This is a genomic window from Nitratireductor indicus C115 (genome assembly GCF_000300515.1).
GTDB classification, from domain to species: domain Bacteria; phylum Pseudomonadota; class Alphaproteobacteria; order Rhizobiales; family Rhizobiaceae; genus Nitratireductor; species Nitratireductor indicus.
Genome location: NZ_AMSI01000002.1, coordinates 244,012 through 260,902 on the forward strand (window position 1 = coordinate 244,012; position 16,891 = coordinate 260,902).

A 16,891-nucleotide genomic window follows, 5' to 3' on the forward strand; every position below is an offset into this window, starting at 1 on the left:
TGCCCTACAGATCGAGATTGAAGGTTGCCTCGTCCGTTCCCTGCGCCGCATTGATACCGACCCGGATTTCCCAGTGGCCGCCCATGTTGAAACGCATGCCTTCCACCTGATAGCGCCCTTCGCCCAGGCCCTCAGTCACCTTCGGTTCTGTCGGCAGACCATGCCCATGAGCGGGCATGCCGCCGTCAATACCGATTTCCGCATCGTTCACCGGTTCCCCCTCGGGCGTCGTCACGATCAGCACCCAGGAATGCGTTTCGTTGAGCGGAATGGGCAGCGTGTCGGTCTCGAACATCACCTGATAAAGCCCGTCGGAACTGACCGTGTTATAGGTCATGTCGACCGTGGCCGGCGGTGGCGCAAAGAGCCTGTAACCCGCATAGACCGCAAGCGCGGCAACCAAAAGCCCGATCACGGCAAGGACGAGGCCTTTGCCGCCGCTTCGTTTCTGCGTTGTCATTCCGTCCCTCCTTGTCGTGACTTCTTGTAGCGCAGGCGCATCAGCCCGGCCATAGGAATGCTGCGGCTGCACAATGAAGACGGCTCCCCAAAACGAAAAAAGCCGGCGCAGGGCCGGCTTTTTCCAAAGATCCGAAATTCCGGTTACAGGCCGAGCCCGCCGATGCAGACATATTTGGTGTCGAGATAATCCTCGATGCCCTGATGCCCGCCTTCCTTGCCGAGGCCCGATTCCTTCAACCCGCCGAAAGGCGCTTCGACAGTCGTGATCACGCCTTCGTTCACACCTACGAGACCGTATTTCAGTCCTTCCATGACCCGGAAGGCACGGCCCAGATCGCCGGTGTAGAAATAACAGGCAAGGCCGAAAACCGTATCGTTGGCGAGCCGGATTGCATCCTCTTCCGTCTCGAACTTGAAGACCGGGGCCACGGGCCCGAAAATCTCTTCCTGCATGAAGCGCATATCGGGGGTGGCGCCGGAAATGACGGTCGGCTGGAAGAACGTGCCGCCAAGAGCATGTGTCGCGCCACCAGCGGCAATCTTGCCGCCCTTGTCTTCGGCATCGGCGATCAGTTCCTTGACTTTCTCGACCGCCTTATCGTCGATCAGCGGCCCCTGCTGGGTTCCCTCGTCAAGGCCCGGTCCGACTTTCAGCTTGTCGGCCGCCGCCGCGAGCTTCTCGACGAACCTGTCATAGATGCCCGCCTGCACGAAGAAGCGGTTGGTGCACACGCAGGTCTGCCCGGAATTGCGATATTTTGCGGCCATGGCGCCCTCGACCGCGCGGTCGAGATCGGCATCGTCGAAAACGAGGAACGGCGCGTTGCCGCCAAGCTCCATCGACACCTTCTTCACCGTTCCCGCCGTCTTCTCGATCAGCGCCTTGCCGACTTCCGTCGAACCGGTAAAGGTGATCTTGCGAACCAGCGGATTGAGGCACAGTTCGTCGCCGATCTCCGAAGCCGCTCCCGTAACGATGTTCACCACGCCCTTCGGGAAGCCCACATCCTCGCAGAGCACGCCCCAGGCAAGCCCCGAATAGGGCGTCTGCGAAGCGGGCTTGGCGACAGCCGTACAGCCGGAGGCGAGCGCCGGACCGATCTTGCGGGCCAGCATGGACGACGGGAAGTTCCACGGCGTGACTGCGCCAATGACGCCGACCGGCTCCTTTGTCACGAGAATGCGCCGGTCCGCCCAGGGCGAAGGCACGATGTCGCCGTAGATCCGGCGCCCCTCCTCCGCATACCAGAGCACATAGGCTGCCGACATGCCGACCTCGCCCTTGGCTTCGGCGAAGGGCTTGCCCTGTTCCATGACGAGCAGTTCGGCCAGCGCGTCCTGATTGTCCATGATCGCGTCGTGCAGCTTGCGCAGCATCTTGGCGCGATGATCGGCAGAGGTTTTCTTCCAGGAGTGGAACGCTGCTTCCGCCGCCTCGATGGCGCGCCTGGTCTCGGACGCGCCGCAACGCGGCACGGTTCCGATCTTCAGTCCCGTTGCGGGATTGTTCACATCGACGGTCTTGCCTGAGTCAGCGCCGACCCATTCGCCATTGATGTAGTTTGCCTCGCGCAAGAAATGGCTTGTTTTCTGGAGCATGTCCTTCTCCCTTCTGTTGGCGCGTCAACCGCGCAATTGATTCAGCCGGATGCCTGCCCTCCGGGCATCCCGTTCCTCCGGTCGCCGCGCACCAATCCCGGTTTTGGGCAAAGGCGCTAGGGACTGTCTGGACCTATTGATAGGCCCAGCCGACCACCGAAAGCCAGAACGCCGTGGTCAGGACCGCCGCGAGCGTCGCAATGGTCATCGAGTTGCTGGCCAGCCCCTGCCCTGTGCCGAAGCGCGAGGCGATGAGATATGGGTTGACGCCGGAAGGCAGCGAAGCCGCGGCCACGGCGATCTGCGCACTGGCAAAGGGCAGCCCGATGAGCTTGGCCATTGCGAGGGCAACTGCCGGCATCAGAAAAAGTTTCAGCGCAGCAATGGTCATCGCCGGACGCACATCGCCTGAAATGCCGAACTTGCGCAGGCCAAGCCCCATGGCGAACAAGGCCACCGTTCCGGCCACATTCGCAAGCGCATCCACGAAGCGCGTCCCCAGCGCCGGCATTTCAAGACCGGAAGCGCGCCAGAGAAGTCCGGCAATGATGCCAATGATGAGCGGGTTCGACAGAAGACTGGTCAGGAACTCCCGCACCACGCCGAACAAACCGCCGCCGGAGTTGCGTCCCAGAAGAGCAAACAGCAGGATCGACAGACCCATCATGATCGGCAGATGGATGGAAATAATCAGCGACAGCGTCTCGAAGCCCTGCTGGCCGAAGATTCCAAGCATGAAGGGAATGCCGAGCAGGACAAGATTGGAGAAACTCGTCGAAAGACCGGCCACGACGCCGGCCCGCTCATCGCGCCCGAAAACGCGCGTGATGGTGAATTGCCCGGCGATCCAGGCAACGCCGACAGCCGTAAAATAGGTGATCCACAGTGCCCAAGGCGCTCCGTGGGCGAAATCGGCGCTGGCCATGGTACGAAAGAGAAGAAGCGGCACCGCGACCGACACGGCAAAGGCCGACAGTGCATCACCGACATCATCCTTGAGAAGCCCGCCCCATCCCGAAGCATAGCCAAAGGCAACAAGTCCGAAGACGAAGGCGACGGTTTCGACGAGAGGCGACATGGCTCTGACTTATAATCAATCGTCAGGCAAATGAAGCCCGTTACCGGTATTTGCGCACAGACTTGCGGCACTGCGGCATACTGCGTGGCGCCAGGCACCTTTCATGAGAGGTCTCTATCCCTATATGGTAGGCGATACTTCTACAGGAATTGCCTTATGTTTCGCATTGTCCTCGCCATGGCGTTGTTTGCCTTTCCCCTTGCCGCGCAAGCGACAGAAGCCGGTTGGGCCCTTCTGCGCAATGGCGGTCAGGTTGTTCTGATGCGTCACGCAAACGCGCCCGGCAACGGCGATCCGGCCAATTTCGATATCGAGAAATGCGGCACGCAACGCAATCTATCCGACCGGGGGCGCCAGCAGGCAAGGCGCATCGGCGCACTTTTTCAGGCCCGCGCAGCCCCCATCGAACGTGTCCTGACGAGTCGCTATTGCCGCGCCCGCGACACGGCGGTTCTGGCCTTCGGGGCCGATGAGACGGAGATTTTCGCCGCGCTTGACATAGCGCCGGACGAAGCCGCACTTGCAGCGCAGAAAGCCGAAATTCTGGAGCGAATCGCAAACTTCACCGGATCGGGCAATCTCGTCATGGTCACGCATCTTGAGATCATCGACGCCCTGATCGGCGGACGAGCCCGCGAGGGAGAGGCCATTATTTTGTCACGAGGAGGCGACAACCTCCACGCCGCAGCACGCATCACATTCAACTGATCGCTGGTTAAGTGCGCAAGGAATACCCTTTTCCTGCCGGCAAAAACCGATTAGAGACCCCACGATCAATCTCATGAATAAGAATCTCCCCAGACCGAGGGCCACGCAGTGACGACATTCGACAAGGTTGCCGACATCATCGCCGAAACGAGCGAGATCGATCGCGACAAGATTACGCCGGAGAGCCACACGATCGACGACCTGGGCATCGACAGCCTGGACTTCCTCGACATCGTATTCGCCATCGACAAGGAATTCGGTATCAAAGTTCCGCTCGAGAAGTGGACCCAGGAAGTCAATGACGGCAAGGTTTCGACGGAAGAGTATTTCGTCATGAAGAACCTGTGCGCCAAGATCGACGAGCTGGTCGCCGCCAAGGCCGCCTGATCACCGGTTTATTGCCCGTTTTTCGGCAAAGCAGTATCTAGAAGCATGTCTTGAGAGGATGGAATGAGCCCGCGCGACGTTGTCATCACCGGCATGGGCATCGTCTCCTCGCTTGGCGAAGGGGTGGATGCGCACTGGAAGGCCCTGACGGCGGCAAAGCCCGCCCCTGTCGTGGATCCCGAGCGCTTTGCGCCCTACACGATCCATCCGCTGCCCGAGATCGACTGGAGCCAGCAGATTCCGCGGCGCGGTGATCAGCGTCAGATGGAAACCTGGCAACGCTTGGGCACCTATGCGGCAGGTCTGGCGCTCGACGATGCCGGCTTGAAGGATGACGAGGCGCTGTGCTCCTCCATGGACATGGTGGTCGCCGCCGGTGGCGGCGAGCGCGACGAGACCGTGGACGAAGCAATCCTCAACGCCTCCCTGTCGCGAAACGACCATGACGTTCTCCTCAACGAGAAGCTGACCACCGAACTGCGCCCGACACTCTTTCTGGCCCAGCTTTCGAACCTGCTCGCCGGCAACATCTCCATCGTCCACAAGGTGACCGGTTCGTCCCGCACCTTCATGGGCGAGGAAGGTGCGGGCGTTTCAGCGATAGAGACGGCAGCCGCGCGCATCCGGTCTGGTCAGTCCTCGCATCTTCTGGTTGGTGCCGCCTTCCAGACCGAGCATTCCGACATGCTCCTGGCCTATGAGCTCGCCGGCTTCCTGCATCGCGAGAATTGGAAGCCCGTCTGGCAGCGCGAAGGCGCGCAGGGCGGCGGCGTCATTACAGGCTCGGGTGCTGCCTTCCTGGTTCTGGAATCGCGTGAGCATGCCGAAAGACGCGGCCGCGAGGCCTATGCGGCGATAGGCCCGGTGGTCTCCCGCCGCAGCCGTCGCAAGGCCGCGCCTCTTGCCGGCGACCTTTCGGCAATGCTTGAGGCGCTGTCTCTTCCCGAAGGACCCTTGATGTCGATTTCAGGTGCTTCGGGCGCCCATGAAGCGACCGTGGCTGAAGCCGAAGCGATGGCCGCCAAAGGTAATATCGTTCCGCGCGCTTTCTCTTCACTCACGGGTCATCTGAAGGAAGCGCAATTTCCCTTCGCGGTGGCACTGGCTGCACTGGCCGTGCACCACGGCAAGGCGTTTCCGGCCTTCGACCCGGAAAAGGAAGCCGCCTTTGATGGCAAGCCGGAGGCGGTTCTGGCAACAGCGGTGGGCTATCATTGCTTTGAGGGAATGGGAGTGGTTACCAGGGCCTGACCCCGGTTTCCATCTCGGTTTCCCGGCAAGAAAGAGAGCGATCAGGTGAAAACGACCGATAGTTTTGGAAGGCCCGTGGTTGCCGTTACCGGCATGGGCGTGGTGACGTCGCTCGGCCAGGGCCGCGAAGACAACTGGAACGCACTCATCAGCGGCCGCTCTGGCATTCACCCCATCACGCGTTTCCCCGTCGATCATCTGGCGACGACAATCGCCGGAACCGTGGATTTCCTGCCGGCCAGCAATCGCGGCGCAAGCGCCCTCACCTTCGAGCTCGCCCATCTGGCAGCGGCGGAAGCCGTCGGCCAGTCGGGCTTTCCCGACAGCGATTTTGCCGGACCGCTTTTCCTTGCAGCCCCGCCGGTCGAACTTGACTGGCATCACCGGCTTTCCCTCTATGCCGGCGCGCAGAAGCATCACGGCAACAAGGACCTGATCGAGGCGGCACGCACCGCCCACGCTCTCGAGTTCTTCGAAGAAAGCCAGTTCGCCACCATCGCCGACCGGCTGGCCGAGACGTTCGGCACGCGCGGCCTTCCGATCACGCTTTCGACCGCCTGTGCTTCCGGGGCCACCGCCATCCAGCTCGGCATCGAGGCGATCCGCCGTGGCGAATGCGACCGCGCGCTGGCAATCGGCGCCGATGGATCGGCCACCGCGGAGGCGCTGATCCGCTTCTCGCTCCTTTCGGCGCTGACCACGCAAAACGAGTTCCCTGAAAAGGCCTCGCGTCCCTTCTCCAAGGACCGAAGTGGCTTTGTGCTGGCAGAGGGCGCGGGCGCGCTGGTGCTCGAATCGCTCGAAAGCGCCAGGGCGCGCGGTGCCGAAATCCTCGGCATCATGCGCGGCTGCGGTGAAAAGGCAGACGACTTCCATCGGACCCGTTCCAAGCCGGACGGCTCGCCGGCCATCGGTGCTGTCCGTGCCGCACTCTCGGATGCGGGCATGTCGGAGGACGAGGTGGAATATGTCAACGCTCACGGCACCTCGACGCCTGAGAACGACAAGATGGAGCATCTCTCGCTGTCCACCGTCTTCGGCGAGCGTATCAAGAACCTGCCGATCTCCTCCAACAAGTCTATGATCGGTCACACTCTTTCGGCGGCCGGCGCCGTGGAGGCCGTGTTCTCGCTGATGACCATGCGAGAGGGCGTCATTCCCCCGACCATCAACTACGACACGCCGGACCCGGCCATCGAGCTTGATGTGGTGCCCAACCGCAAGCGCGAAGCACAGGTCTCGACCGTCCTGTCCAACTCCTTCGGGTTCGGAGGCCAGAACACCTGCCTTGTCATGGCGCGTGAACCGGTCTAGAGCACTTCGCAATCGGGACATCGCTCCCAAGCGCCGCAAAGCGCGGCAAAGGACAACAAGATAAGCGTCGCTTTGGCGCCCGTCTGGACGCATGGCCTTGCGAACGCCTTCCGGACGGCAGGAACCAGCGGAAGATTTCATGCGCGCATTGCAACTCGTCGCGGATCGCAAGCTCGAAACCGTCGACCTCCCGCCGCCTCCGGCCCCTGGCCAGGGCGAAGTGACGCTGAAGATCAGCGCGGTCGCTCTGAACCATATCGATGTCTGGGGTTGGCGCGGCATGGCGTTTGCCAAGCGCAAGATGCCACTCGTGGTGGGTGCGGAAGCTTCCGGCGTGGTGGAAGCGGTCGGTCCGGGTGTCGGCAATCTCCTGCCCGGCCAGCTCGTTTCCATCTATGGCGCGCGCACCTGCGGGCTTTGCCGCCCCTGCCGTGAAGGCCGCGATAACCTGTGCGAACATGTCTCCGGCGTTCATGGCTTTCACCTCGATGGCTTCGCGCAGGAGAAGATCAACCTGCCGGCACGCCTTCTGGTGCCGGCTCCTCCCGGCGTCGATGCGGTCGGTGCGGCCGTTGCGCCGGTTACCTTCGGGACGGTCGAGCACATGCTGTTCGACAATGCAAAGCTTGAGCCGGGCGAGACGATTCTGGTTCAGGCCGGCGGTTCGGGCATCGGCAGCGCGGCCATCCAGCTTGCCAAGCGCATGGGCTGCACCGTCATCACCACGGTGGGCTCGAACGACAAGATCGAGAAGGCCAAGGCGCTCGGCGCCGATCACGTGATCAACTACCGCGAGGACCGTTTCGAGGGCGTGGTACGAAAGATCACGAAGAAGCGCGGCGTCGACGTGGTCTTCGAACATGTGGGCGCCGACACCTGGGCAGGCTCGCTGCTTTCGTTGAAGCGCGGCGGACGTCTCGTCACCTGCGGTTCAACCTCCGGCGTCTCCACCAGCATGAACCTGATGCAGCTCTTCCAGCAACAGCTCAAGCTGTTCGGCTCCTTCGGCTGCCGCATGGAGAACATGGCGGACGCCATGCAGAAGATGGCCGCCGGCATCGTCTCCCCGGTCATCGACACCGAGGTCGGCTTCGACGACATCGGCGTGGCGCTCGAACGCATGGAAGGCCGCGACGTCTTCGGCAAGATCATCCTGCGGGTCGACTGACACCAGGGATGAAGCGCTTTCTCTTTCTCCTCGGCAAAAGGCTGAAAAAGGTCGAGTACTGGCTGACGGCCAAGCTCATCATCGCCGTCCTCACGCTGCTGCGCATGCTGCCGCCCGAGCGTGCTCTCAATCTCGCCGACCGCATCGCCCGGCGCCTTGGGCCGTTTGTCGGCCGCCACCGGCTGGCGCTCGACAATCTCCGTCACGCCTATCCCGAAAAGAGCGCGGAAGAAATCGAGGCCATCGCCCTCGACATGTGGGGCAACATGGCCCGCCTCGCAGTCGAATATGTTTTTCTCGACAAGCTCTTCGATTTCGATCCGGAAGCCGAAACGCCGGGCCGCGTTGAGGTCAACGGCATCGATGTCTTCGTCAAGCTGCGCGAGGAAGCCGGCAAGCCGCATATCTTCTTCACCGGTCACCTCGGAAATTTCGAGTTTCTGCCGATTGCCGCCGCCAAATTCGGGCTTGCCGCGACATCGCTCTTCCGACCGCCGAACAACACCTATGTTGCGGACTACATCCTCAAGACCCGGCAGAGCGCCATGGGCGGCCTTGTGCCCTCTCAGGCCGGCGCGGCACTACAGCTTGCCCGTGTTCTCGACGAAGGCGGCAATATAGGCGTTCTGGTGGATCAGAAATTCCAGAAGGGCGTGCGCACGCGCTTCTTCGGGAGGGAATGCCTGACCAACCCGCTTCTGCCCAAGCTTGCACGGCAATATGATTGCGACGTCTACCCTGCCCGCTGCATCCGACTTCCCGGCGGCCGCTACCGGCTCGTGGTGGAAGACAAGGTCAGCCTGCCGCGCGACAAGGACGGCGTCATCGATATTGCGGCCAGCGCCCAGCTTCTCAATGACACGGTCGAGCGGTGGGTACGCGAAGACCCAGGCCAGTGGATGTGGTTCCACAAGCGCTGGGCCATGTAGGCACCATGTCGGCAGGTTGTTCCTGCCGCAATACGGTTTGCTTCACGTCAATCCGTAACGACGATGCGCGTATTTCCCGGTCCCGCTCTTTGAACCAGGGAATAGAGCCGTGCGGCGTTCGCCGTATGAAGGCGCACGCAGCCGTGCGAAGCGGGTCGCCCAAGACGCGAGACGGCATTGGTGCCATGGATCGCATAACCACCATGATAGAAGATCGAGTAAGGCATCGGCGACATGTCGTATTTGCGCGAATGCCACATCTTGTGCATGCGTTTGGGTTTCCATTGCCCGCGCGGCGTCACATAGCCCTTGCGCGCAGTGGACACCCGCCAGCGGTGGAGCACACGCCCCCCTTGCGTAACCGTCATTTCCTGTTTGGAAAGGCTCACGCGGGCCACGAGATTGGCCGCAAGACCTTCAGCGGCACCCCCGACCAAAATAAGCCCGGACACTGCCAAAGCATAGAAGAAGCTCTTCATATCCGCCCCCAGTTTTTCCCTCTTTCATCCTTTGCGAAATCACATTCTATTTTGAAATGGTTACAAACTTTAAAATACACCTATAGATGCTCCCATTCGCGCTGAGCGCGCAAGCAGGCTCCTGTCACAATCGCGTGTAGACCGCCTTGCAAAGCCCCTCGGGGAAAGCTCTACTGCCGCCATGAACGAACAGCTCGCCCTTGCCGTTCGCGGCCGCACCGATGACCTGGTTGCCCTGACAACCGACCTGATCCGTTTCCCGACGGTCAATCCGCCGGGAGAGGCTTACACACCCTGTGCCGAGTATATCGGCCGCCGTCTTGCCCGCAGCGGCTTTGCCATCCGGTATGTGCGCGGCGAAGGAGCGCCGGGAGACAGCGACCGCTATCCGCGCACCAATGTCATCGCCCGCCGCGAAGGGCGCGCGCCGGGCGTGACCGTGCATTTCAATTCACATATCGACGTGGTGGAGGCCGGCGACGGGTGGAGCGTGGATCCCTTCGCCGGCAAGGTCCGAGACGGGCGCGTCTATGGGCGCGGCGCCTGCGACATGAAGGGCGGTCTTGCGGCTTCCATCGTCGCGGCCGAGGCTTTCATGGCCGTCTATCCCGATTTTCCCGGCGCGATCGAGATTTCCGGCACCGCGGACGAAGAATCGGGCGGCTTCGGTGGCGTCGCATATCTTGCCCGCGAGGGCTTCTTCTCGAAACCGCGCGTCGATCACGTGATTATCCCCGAGCCGCTCAACAAGGACCGTATCTGCCTTGGCCACCGCGGCGTCTGGTGGGCTGAGATCGAGACTCATGGTGCGATTGCACATGGAGCCATGCCGTTTCTCGGCGATTCGGCGATCCGCCACATGGGAGCGGTGCTGCATGCTTTCGAGGAGGAGCTGTTCCCCGCCCTCGACCGCAAGGAGACACGCATGCCCGTCGTTCCGGAGGGCGCGCGCCGTTCCACCCTCAACCTGAACTCGGTTCATGGTGGGCAGACGGAAGATTTCTTTCCCGGACTTCCTGCGCCGAACGTCGCCGATTCCTGCCGCCTCGTGCTCGACCGCCGCTTCCTGATCGAGGAAAACATCGCCGAAGTGAAGGGCGAGGTCATATCGATCCTCGAAAAGCTGAAGCGGGAACGGCCCAAATTCGATTACGCCATTCGAGACCTCATGGAGGTTCTTCCCTTGATGACCGAGCGCGACGCTCCCGTACCGAGCGCCATCGCGGCTGGTATCCGCGAAGTGTTCGGCAAGGAGCCGGAATATGTCATTTCGCCGGGAACCTATGACCAGAAGCATATTTCGCGCATCGGCCATCTGCACGATTGCGTGGCCTATGGTCCAGGCATACTCGACCTTGCCCACCAGCCCGACGAATGGGTCGGCATCGAGGACATGGTGCAGTCGGCCACCGTCATGGCCATGAGCCTCGACGTGCTTCTGCGGGGCGCGCGCGCTCCAGGTTGAGGACAGGCGTGTCCAGACGATTTACTCGCGCGCGAAATCGCGCTTCAATCCTCCGCAATTCGGAGGCTTCCCGGGAGAGAAACATGAAAACGATCAAGTCCATCATCGGTGGCGCTGCGCTGTTATTGGCAGCGGGCACCGCGGCGCTCGCCGCACGCACCGATCTCGTCGTGGGCGTCGTTCTCGAACCGCCCCACCTTGATCCGACAGCCAGTGCGGCTGCCGCGATCGATGAGATCGTCTATGCCAATCTCTTCCAGGGCCTGACCCGTGTCGGCCGCAATGGCGCGGTGGAGCCCTCGCTGGCTGAGAGCTGGGACGTTTCGGAAGACGGCAAGGTCTATACGTTCAAACTCCATACGGGCGTCAAGTTTCATGACGGTACGGATTTCGACGCCGAGGACGTGAAATTCACGCTCGACCGCGCACGCGCCGAGGATTCGACCAACGCCCAGAAGCAGCTCTTCGCCGCCATCGATACGGTCGAAGCAGTCGATCCACAGACGGTTAAGGTCACCCTCAAGACACCGCAGGGCGCCTTCCTCTACAATATGGGCTGGGGCGATGCCGTGATCGTCGCGCCTGAATCCGCCGACGGCAACAAGGAAAAGCCCATCGGCACCGGCCCCTTCAAATTCGACAGCTGGGCCAAGGGCTCGGCGGTTCGCCTGGTGCGCAATCCCGACTACTGGGGCGATCCGGTGGCGCTGGAGAAGGCGGAATTCCGCATCGTTCCGGACGCCGCCGCAGCAATCCCCGCCCTCTTATCGGGCGACGTCCAGGCGTTCCCGCAAATGCCCGTCGGGGACGCTCTTTCACAGATCGAGAGCGACCCGCGCTTTGTCGTCAAGATCGGCGCAACGGAGGGTGAGACCATCCTCGCCATGAACAACGGCAAGGAACCCTTCAACAATCTGAAGGTGCGCCAGGCGATTGCCCACGCGCTCAACCGGCCCGAAATCATTGCCGGCGCCGGATACAGTGAAGCCCCCGAGATCGGCTCGCATTTCTCGCCGGCAAACTCCGCCTATGTGGACCTGACGGGCACCTATCCCTACGACCCGGCCAACGCCAAGGAGCTGCTTGCCGAAGCGGGTTACCCGGACGGCTTCAAGGCGACGCTGAAACTGCCGCCCCCGCCCTATGCCCGCCAGGGCGGCGAAGTGGTGGCTTCGCAATTGCGCCAGATCGGCATCGACCTGCAGATCATCCCGGTCGAATGGGCCCAATGGCTTGAACAGGTGTTCAAGAACAAGGATTACGATCTGAGCATCGTCTCGCACACCGAGCCGAACGACATCAACATCTACGCCCGTGACGATTACTACTTCAACTATTCCAACCCGGCCTTCAAGGAAGTCATCAACACGCTGGATGTGACCTCGGACCCGGAACGGCGTGCCGATCTTTATAAGACTGCGCAGAAGATCATCGCGGAAGACGCCGTCAACGGCTTCCTGTTCCAGCTTCCCAAGATCGGCGTGTGGGACGCGAAGCTCCAAGGTCTGTGGGAAAATTCCCCCATTCAGGCGAACGACCTGACCGAGGTGAAATGGACCGATTAGGCCCGTGCCCGGCAAGCGAGCGGCCCTGATGGGCCGCCGCCTCCAATGCCGGGCGGAGCCCTGCCTGTGACCGCCTATCTCGCAAAGCGTCTTCTCATAGGCCTCGCAACGCTCGTCGTGGCCTCGATGGTGGTGTTCGCGGTTCTCGAGGTGGTGCCAGGCGACCCTGCTCTCATTATGCTGGGAATGAACGCCGAACCGGAGGCACTCGCCACCCTGCGCGAGCAGATGGGCCTTAACCAGCCACTGCTGATGCGTTATCTGGACTGGGCGTCGGGCATGATCGTCGGCGATTTCGGGCGCTCCTACACCTATTCCTCGCCGGTTATCGAACTGATCGGCGAACGTGCCGCCGTCTCATTGCCGCTCGCGCTGCTTTCGCTGGTCCTGTCGACGGTGATCGCCCTGCCCGTCGGCATTTTCGCTGCCTCCCGGCGCGGTCGCCCCGCCGACACGATCAGCATGGGCGTGGCACAGGTGGGCGTGGCCATTCCAAATTTCTGGTTCGCGCTCCTTCTCATCTATCTGTTCGCCGTCTGGCTGCGGCTTGTGCCGGCCGGCGGCTTTCCCGGCTGGAACGCCGGTCTTTGGCCGGGCGTCAAGGCATTGATCCTACCCGCCATAGCACTTGCCTTGCCACAGGCCGCGATCCTTGCCCGTGTCACCCGATCCGCCATGCTGGAAGTTCTGGGCGAGGACTATATCCGCACGGCCCGCGCCAAGGGCATGCCACGCCGGGTGGTGCTCTGGCACCACGCATTGCGCAATGCGCTGATACCCGTCCTCACCATTCTCGGCCTGCAGTTCGCGTTCCTCCTCGCCGGCACCATCATCATCGAGAACGTCTTCTATCTTCCCGGCCTCGGCCGCCTTGTATTTCAGGCCATCACTCAGCGCGATCTGATCGTGGTGGAAGGCGTCGTCATGCTTCTGGTCGCCAGTGTCGTCCTCGTCAACATCCTGGTCGATATCGGCTACGCCATCGTCGATCCGCGTTTGAGGACACGCCAATGAGCATCGATCCAACGCTGCATGAGAACCCGGACGAGCCGCATTTCCTCAAAACCGCGCTCACCGACCGTTCCTTCGCCATCGGTTCGTGCATCACGCTCCTGATCGCCGCCATGGCGCTTCTGTCCTTCCTGTGGACGCCCTACGACATCACCGTCCTGACCGTCGCCGACAAGCTTCAGGGCCTGTCGCTGGCCCATCCCTTCGGAACCGATCATCTGGGGCGCGACATCCTGTCCATGATCATGATCGGCGCGCGCAATTCCATTGCCGTCGCCATCGTTGCGGTGGGGATCGGCATGGGTGTCGGCGTGCCGCTCGGCTGCTGGGCGGCCGCGCGTGGCGGCCTCGTCGACGAGGTGCTGATGCGCTTCAACGATCTGGTCTTCGCCTTTCCGGCCCTGTTATCGGCGATCATGATCACCGCCATCTTCGGTCCCGGCGCCGTCAACGCGATCATTGCCATAGGCATTTTCAACGTACCGGTCTTCGCGCGGGTCGCGCGTGCCGGCGCCCTGTCCGTATGGCCGCGCGAATTCATTCTGGCGGCACGCGCCGCCGGCAAGGGCAAGTTCCTCATCAGCGTCGAGCACATCCTGCCGAACATCGTGGCCCTCCTTCTCGTGCAAGGGACCATCCAGTTCGCGCTCGGTATCCTCGCCGAAGCCGGCCTTTCCTATCTCGGTCTCGGCGCGCAACCGCCCATGCCCTCCTGGGGGCGCATGCTCTTCGAGGCACAGACCCGCATGATCGTCGCGCCGCATCTGGCCCTCTTTCCCGGTCTGGCGATTGTCGTGACGGTGCTCGGCCTCAACCTTCTGGGCGATGGTCTGCGCGATCTGCTGGACCCGCGGCTGAGGCGCGAAAGATGAGCCTCTTATCGATTGAAAACCTGTCGCTCGACATTGCCGGCACTCCGATCCTGAAGGATGTCGACCTCACCATCGAGCCCGGCGAGGTCCTTGGCCTGGTGGGAGAATCCGGTTCGGGAAAGTCTATGACCGCGCTTACGGTGATGCAACTTCTGCCGGAAGCAGCACGCGCGCGGGGACAGGTCACCTTCAACGGCATCGATATTCTGAAGGCGCCTGAAGAAGCCATGTGCCGCCTGCGCGGCGACGATCTCGGCATGGTGTTCCAGGAGCCCATGACCGCGCTCAATCCGGTCAAGACGATCGGCGAACAGGTGGCCGAAGGCATTCGCTGGCATACGGGCGCGAGCCGCGCCAACGCGGAAGACCGCGCCCGCGCCATGCTCGACCGCGTTGGATTGCCCGAAGCGAAATTTCCCCTTTCGCGCTTTCCGCACCAGCTTTCGGGCGGCCAGCGTCAGCGTGTCGTCATCGCAATCGCCTGCGCTCTGAACCCCAAGCTCCTGATCGCCGACGAGCCTACCACGGCGCTGGACGTGGTTCTGCAGGCGCAGATTCTCGAATTGCTGCGCGAGCTGGTTGTCGAGAACCGCATGGGCCTCTTGTTGATCTCCCACGATCTGGCGGTGGTCGCCGATATGGCCGACCGTGTGACAATCCTGAGGCACGGCGAGGTGATGGAGAGCGGACCGACGGCGTCAGTGCTCACCGAACAGCGTCATCCCTATACGCGCCGGCTCGCGGAAGCCTCCACTCACGTTCCCGCAAGGCCGCACACGCCGGCATCCCCCAACACCGAGCCGACCCGCCTTCTGGAAGTGAGCAACATCGTCAAGGATTATCCCGGCGCACGAAAAGGCCTTTTCTCCCGCGCAAAACCTTTTCGCGCGGTAGACGATGTGAGTTTCTCCCTGGATACGGGCCACGCAGTGGCGCTGGTCGGCCGTTCGGGCTGCGGAAAATCGACATTGGCCCGCATGATCCTCGCGCTGGACACTCCCACAGCCGGTGAAATACGCCTCGCCGGTGAAAATCTTGCTGGCAAGAGCCAAAGGGAACTGCGCCATGCGCGACGCGACATGCAGGTCGTGTTTCAGGATCCCTACGGTTCCTTCAATCCGCGCCACCGGGTGGAGCGCCTGGTGGCGGAGCCGCTGCATCTTCTCGATGAGAAGCCGTCCGCGCAAAATCGCCGCGAGCGTGTGGCCGAAGCGCTGCATCTTGTCGGCCTCTCCCCCGCCGACATGGAGAAATTCCCACATGAATTCTCAGGCGGCCAGCGCCAGCGCATTTCCATCGCGCGCGCCATCATCACCCGTCCGAAGCTGATTGTGGCGGACGAGCCGGTTTCAGCCCTCGACGTTTCCATCCGCGCACAGGTCCTCGACCTGTTTGCCGATTTGAACCACCGGCTGGGCCTCACCTATCTCTTCATCACCCACGATCTGACGGTCGCGCGCGCCATCACCGACGAAGTCATGGTTATGCATGAGGGGCAGATCATGGAGCGTGGGCCGACACATGCGGTGCTCGACGCGCCAAGGACCGAAGCAGCCCGCGCACTGGTCAACGCCGCACCGGACTTGAACCAATCACTGAAGAAACGCCGGCATCTGGAAGCCGGAAAATAAAAATCAGTCTCTGGAATTTCAGGCCGACGCGGCAGGTTTCTCGCTTCCTGCCGCCTGATGCGCCTCTTTCCGCTCACGCAACCATGCAAGGATGGCCTTGCGCCGCCGGAAGGCAAGAATACCGAAAAGCAGGAAGGAATCGAACACCGTCGCGCGTCCCACGAGGCCCGGAATGGTTGCCGGATCAATGCCCAGAACATTCCCGTAAATCCCGAAGACGAGGTCGTTTGCCTGCCTGCTGAGAAACGCGAAACCAAGGTTGAGATCGTGGTAGGAAACCCAGTACCAACCCCAGAAAAGACCGAGAGGCAAAGCCCAGAAGAGCAGGAGATAGCGCATCAGTTGCCCTTCATATCGTCAAAAGGAATGACCGAGGCTGTCACGCTCGGCATGGGAATGCGATCGAGAAGCGAGCCATGGGCTGCACCGAGCGCATTGAGCCGCGCGATGGAAACCGGTGTCGCTACCGCCAGCTTGTCTTCGCGCTGCGGCGCCTCCCGCCGCTCGATGCGGATCACCACGTAGCTGACGAGAAGCGCCAGGAGAACACTGGTTTCCCCAGGCCCCGGCAGCATCGTAGAACTCATCGTCGCCCCATTCAGGAACGACATGAACATCAGCCCCACACCGCCGGCACAGGCAAGCCGCGCGATCTCTTCGGTTTGCTGGCCGCTTTCCGCTCCATCAAGCGCCGCCGAAAGCGCTGTCCACAGGAACAGCACCGCAATCAGCGAATTGGCGATCACGGGAGCAAATCCACCGGCCATGTTCAAAATCCCTCCGTTCACGGATGGCAGCGCGCCTGACAGCAATCCGGCCCACGCGGCAAGCGAGAAGAAGGCGATCCAGTAGAATGACAAGAGTACGGTGAGAAAGCGGCGCATCGGGAATCTCCTGCCGCCTAAAGTGGACCGGCCCAATTCGCGCTGCAACGCTTACCAATTGTTAAGGTTAATTTTCAAAACCGTTATA

Annotated in this window: 17 protein-coding genes; 11 read left to right on the top strand and 6 right to left on the bottom strand. The window is 61.9% G+C overall.

Annotated elements, in window-relative coordinates:
* Positions 1–4: 4 nt before the first annotated feature.
* From NA8A_RS03740 to NA8A_RS03750, 3 genes are all read right to left on the bottom strand, one after another.
* On the bottom strand, positions 5–460 hold the full coding sequence (locus tag NA8A_RS03740) for a FixH family protein (protein ID WP_009756019.1): 456 nt from the start codon (positions 458–460) through the stop codon (positions 5–7).
* 143 nt (positions 461–603) lie between these two features.
* Positions 604–2,061, bottom strand: coding sequence for an NAD-dependent succinate-semialdehyde dehydrogenase (locus NA8A_RS03745; protein ID WP_009756020.1), 1,458 nt, complete (start codon positions 2,059–2,061; stop codon positions 604–606).
* A gap of 133 nt (positions 2,062–2,194) precedes the next feature.
* Positions 2,195–3,139 (bottom strand): AEC family transporter, encoded by a 945-nt coding sequence (locus NA8A_RS03750; RefSeq protein WP_009756021.1) that lies wholly within the window; start codon positions 3,137–3,139, stop codon positions 2,195–2,197.
* 156 nt (positions 3,140–3,295) lie between these two features.
* Here NA8A_RS03750 and NA8A_RS03755 point away from each other — a divergent pair, with 156 nt between their 5' ends.
* From NA8A_RS03755 to NA8A_RS03780, 6 genes are all read left to right on the top strand, one after another.
* Positions 3,296–3,847, top strand: coding sequence for a histidine phosphatase family protein (locus NA8A_RS03755; RefSeq protein ID WP_009756022.1), 552 nt, complete (start codon positions 3,296–3,298; stop codon positions 3,845–3,847).
* 108 nt (positions 3,848–3,955) lie between these two features.
* Positions 3,956–4,234 (top strand): acyl carrier protein, encoded by a 279-nt coding sequence (locus NA8A_RS03760; protein ID WP_009756023.1) that lies wholly within the window; start codon positions 3,956–3,958, stop codon positions 4,232–4,234.
* Between the two features lie 63 nt (positions 4,235–4,297).
* Positions 4,298–5,485: a beta-ketoacyl-ACP synthase gene (locus tag NA8A_RS03765; RefSeq protein WP_009756024.1), complete on the top strand. Its 1,188-nt coding sequence runs from the start codon at positions 4,298–4,300 to the stop codon at positions 5,483–5,485.
* A gap of 93 nt (positions 5,486–5,578) precedes the next feature.
* Entirely contained in the window at positions 5,579–6,799 is a 1,221-nt protein-coding gene (locus NA8A_RS03770; RefSeq protein ID WP_009756025.1) for a beta-ketoacyl-ACP synthase, read from the top strand.
* A gap of 139 nt (positions 6,800–6,938) precedes the next feature.
* Positions 6,939–7,967, top strand: coding sequence for a zinc-binding dehydrogenase (locus NA8A_RS03775; RefSeq protein ID WP_009756026.1), 1,029 nt, complete (start codon positions 6,939–6,941; stop codon positions 7,965–7,967).
* A gap of 8 nt (positions 7,968–7,975) precedes the next feature.
* Positions 7,976–8,896 carry a lipid A biosynthesis lauroyl acyltransferase gene (locus NA8A_RS03780; protein ID WP_009756027.1) on the top strand — a complete coding sequence of 307 codons (921 nt, stop codon included), beginning with the start codon at positions 7,976–7,978 and terminating at the stop codon, positions 8,894–8,896.
* Positions 8,897–8,943: 47 nt separating this feature from the next.
* On the opposite strand, the gene NA8A_RS03785 is transcribed toward NA8A_RS03780, so the two are convergent.
* On the bottom strand, positions 8,944–9,375 hold the full coding sequence (locus NA8A_RS03785) for a L,D-transpeptidase (protein WP_009756028.1): 432 nt from the start codon (positions 9,373–9,375) through the stop codon (positions 8,944–8,946).
* Between the two features lie 181 nt (positions 9,376–9,556).
* Here NA8A_RS03785 and NA8A_RS03790 point away from each other — a divergent pair, with 181 nt between their 5' ends.
* The 5 genes from NA8A_RS03790 (at position 9,557) to NA8A_RS03810 (ending at position 15,919) form a co-directional block, all read left to right on the top strand.
* Complete coding sequence (locus NA8A_RS03790; protein ID WP_009756029.1) at positions 9,557–10,840, top strand: acetylornithine deacetylase/succinyl-diaminopimelate desuccinylase family protein; 1,284 nt, start codon at positions 9,557–9,559, stop codon at positions 10,838–10,840.
* Positions 10,841–10,923: 83 nt separating this feature from the next.
* Positions 10,924–12,405, top strand: a complete 1,482-nt coding sequence (locus tag NA8A_RS03795) for an ABC transporter substrate-binding protein (protein WP_009756030.1) — start codon at positions 10,924–10,926, stop codon at positions 12,403–12,405.
* A gap of 66 nt (positions 12,406–12,471) precedes the next feature.
* Positions 12,472–13,419: an ABC transporter permease gene (locus tag NA8A_RS03800; RefSeq protein WP_009756031.1), complete on the top strand. Its 948-nt coding sequence runs from the start codon at positions 12,472–12,474 to the stop codon at positions 13,417–13,419.
* A complete protein-coding gene (locus NA8A_RS03805) occupies positions 13,416–14,288 on the top strand; it encodes an ABC transporter permease (protein ID WP_009756032.1) in 873 nt (290 codons plus the stop codon). The genes NA8A_RS03800 and NA8A_RS03805 overlap by 4 nt, the downstream gene beginning before the upstream one ends.
* A complete protein-coding gene (locus tag NA8A_RS03810; protein ID WP_009756033.1) occupies positions 14,285–15,919 on the top strand; it encodes an ABC transporter ATP-binding protein in 1,635 nt (544 codons plus the stop codon). The genes NA8A_RS03805 and NA8A_RS03810 overlap by 4 nt, the downstream gene beginning before the upstream one ends.
* An 18-nt stretch (positions 15,920–15,937) precedes the next feature.
* Here the strand turns inward: NA8A_RS03810 and NA8A_RS03815 are convergent, their stop codons facing one another.
* Both NA8A_RS03815 and NA8A_RS03820 read right to left on the bottom strand, forming a co-directional pair.
* Entirely contained in the window at positions 15,938–16,258 is a 321-nt protein-coding gene (locus NA8A_RS03815; RefSeq protein ID WP_009756034.1) for a DUF6105 family protein, read from the bottom strand.
* Positions 16,258–16,803: a hypothetical protein gene (locus tag NA8A_RS03820; protein WP_009756035.1), complete on the bottom strand. Its 546-nt coding sequence runs from the start codon at positions 16,801–16,803 to the stop codon at positions 16,258–16,260. The genes NA8A_RS03815 and NA8A_RS03820 overlap by 1 nt, the downstream gene beginning before the upstream one ends.
* Positions 16,804–16,891: the final 88 nt, after the last annotated feature.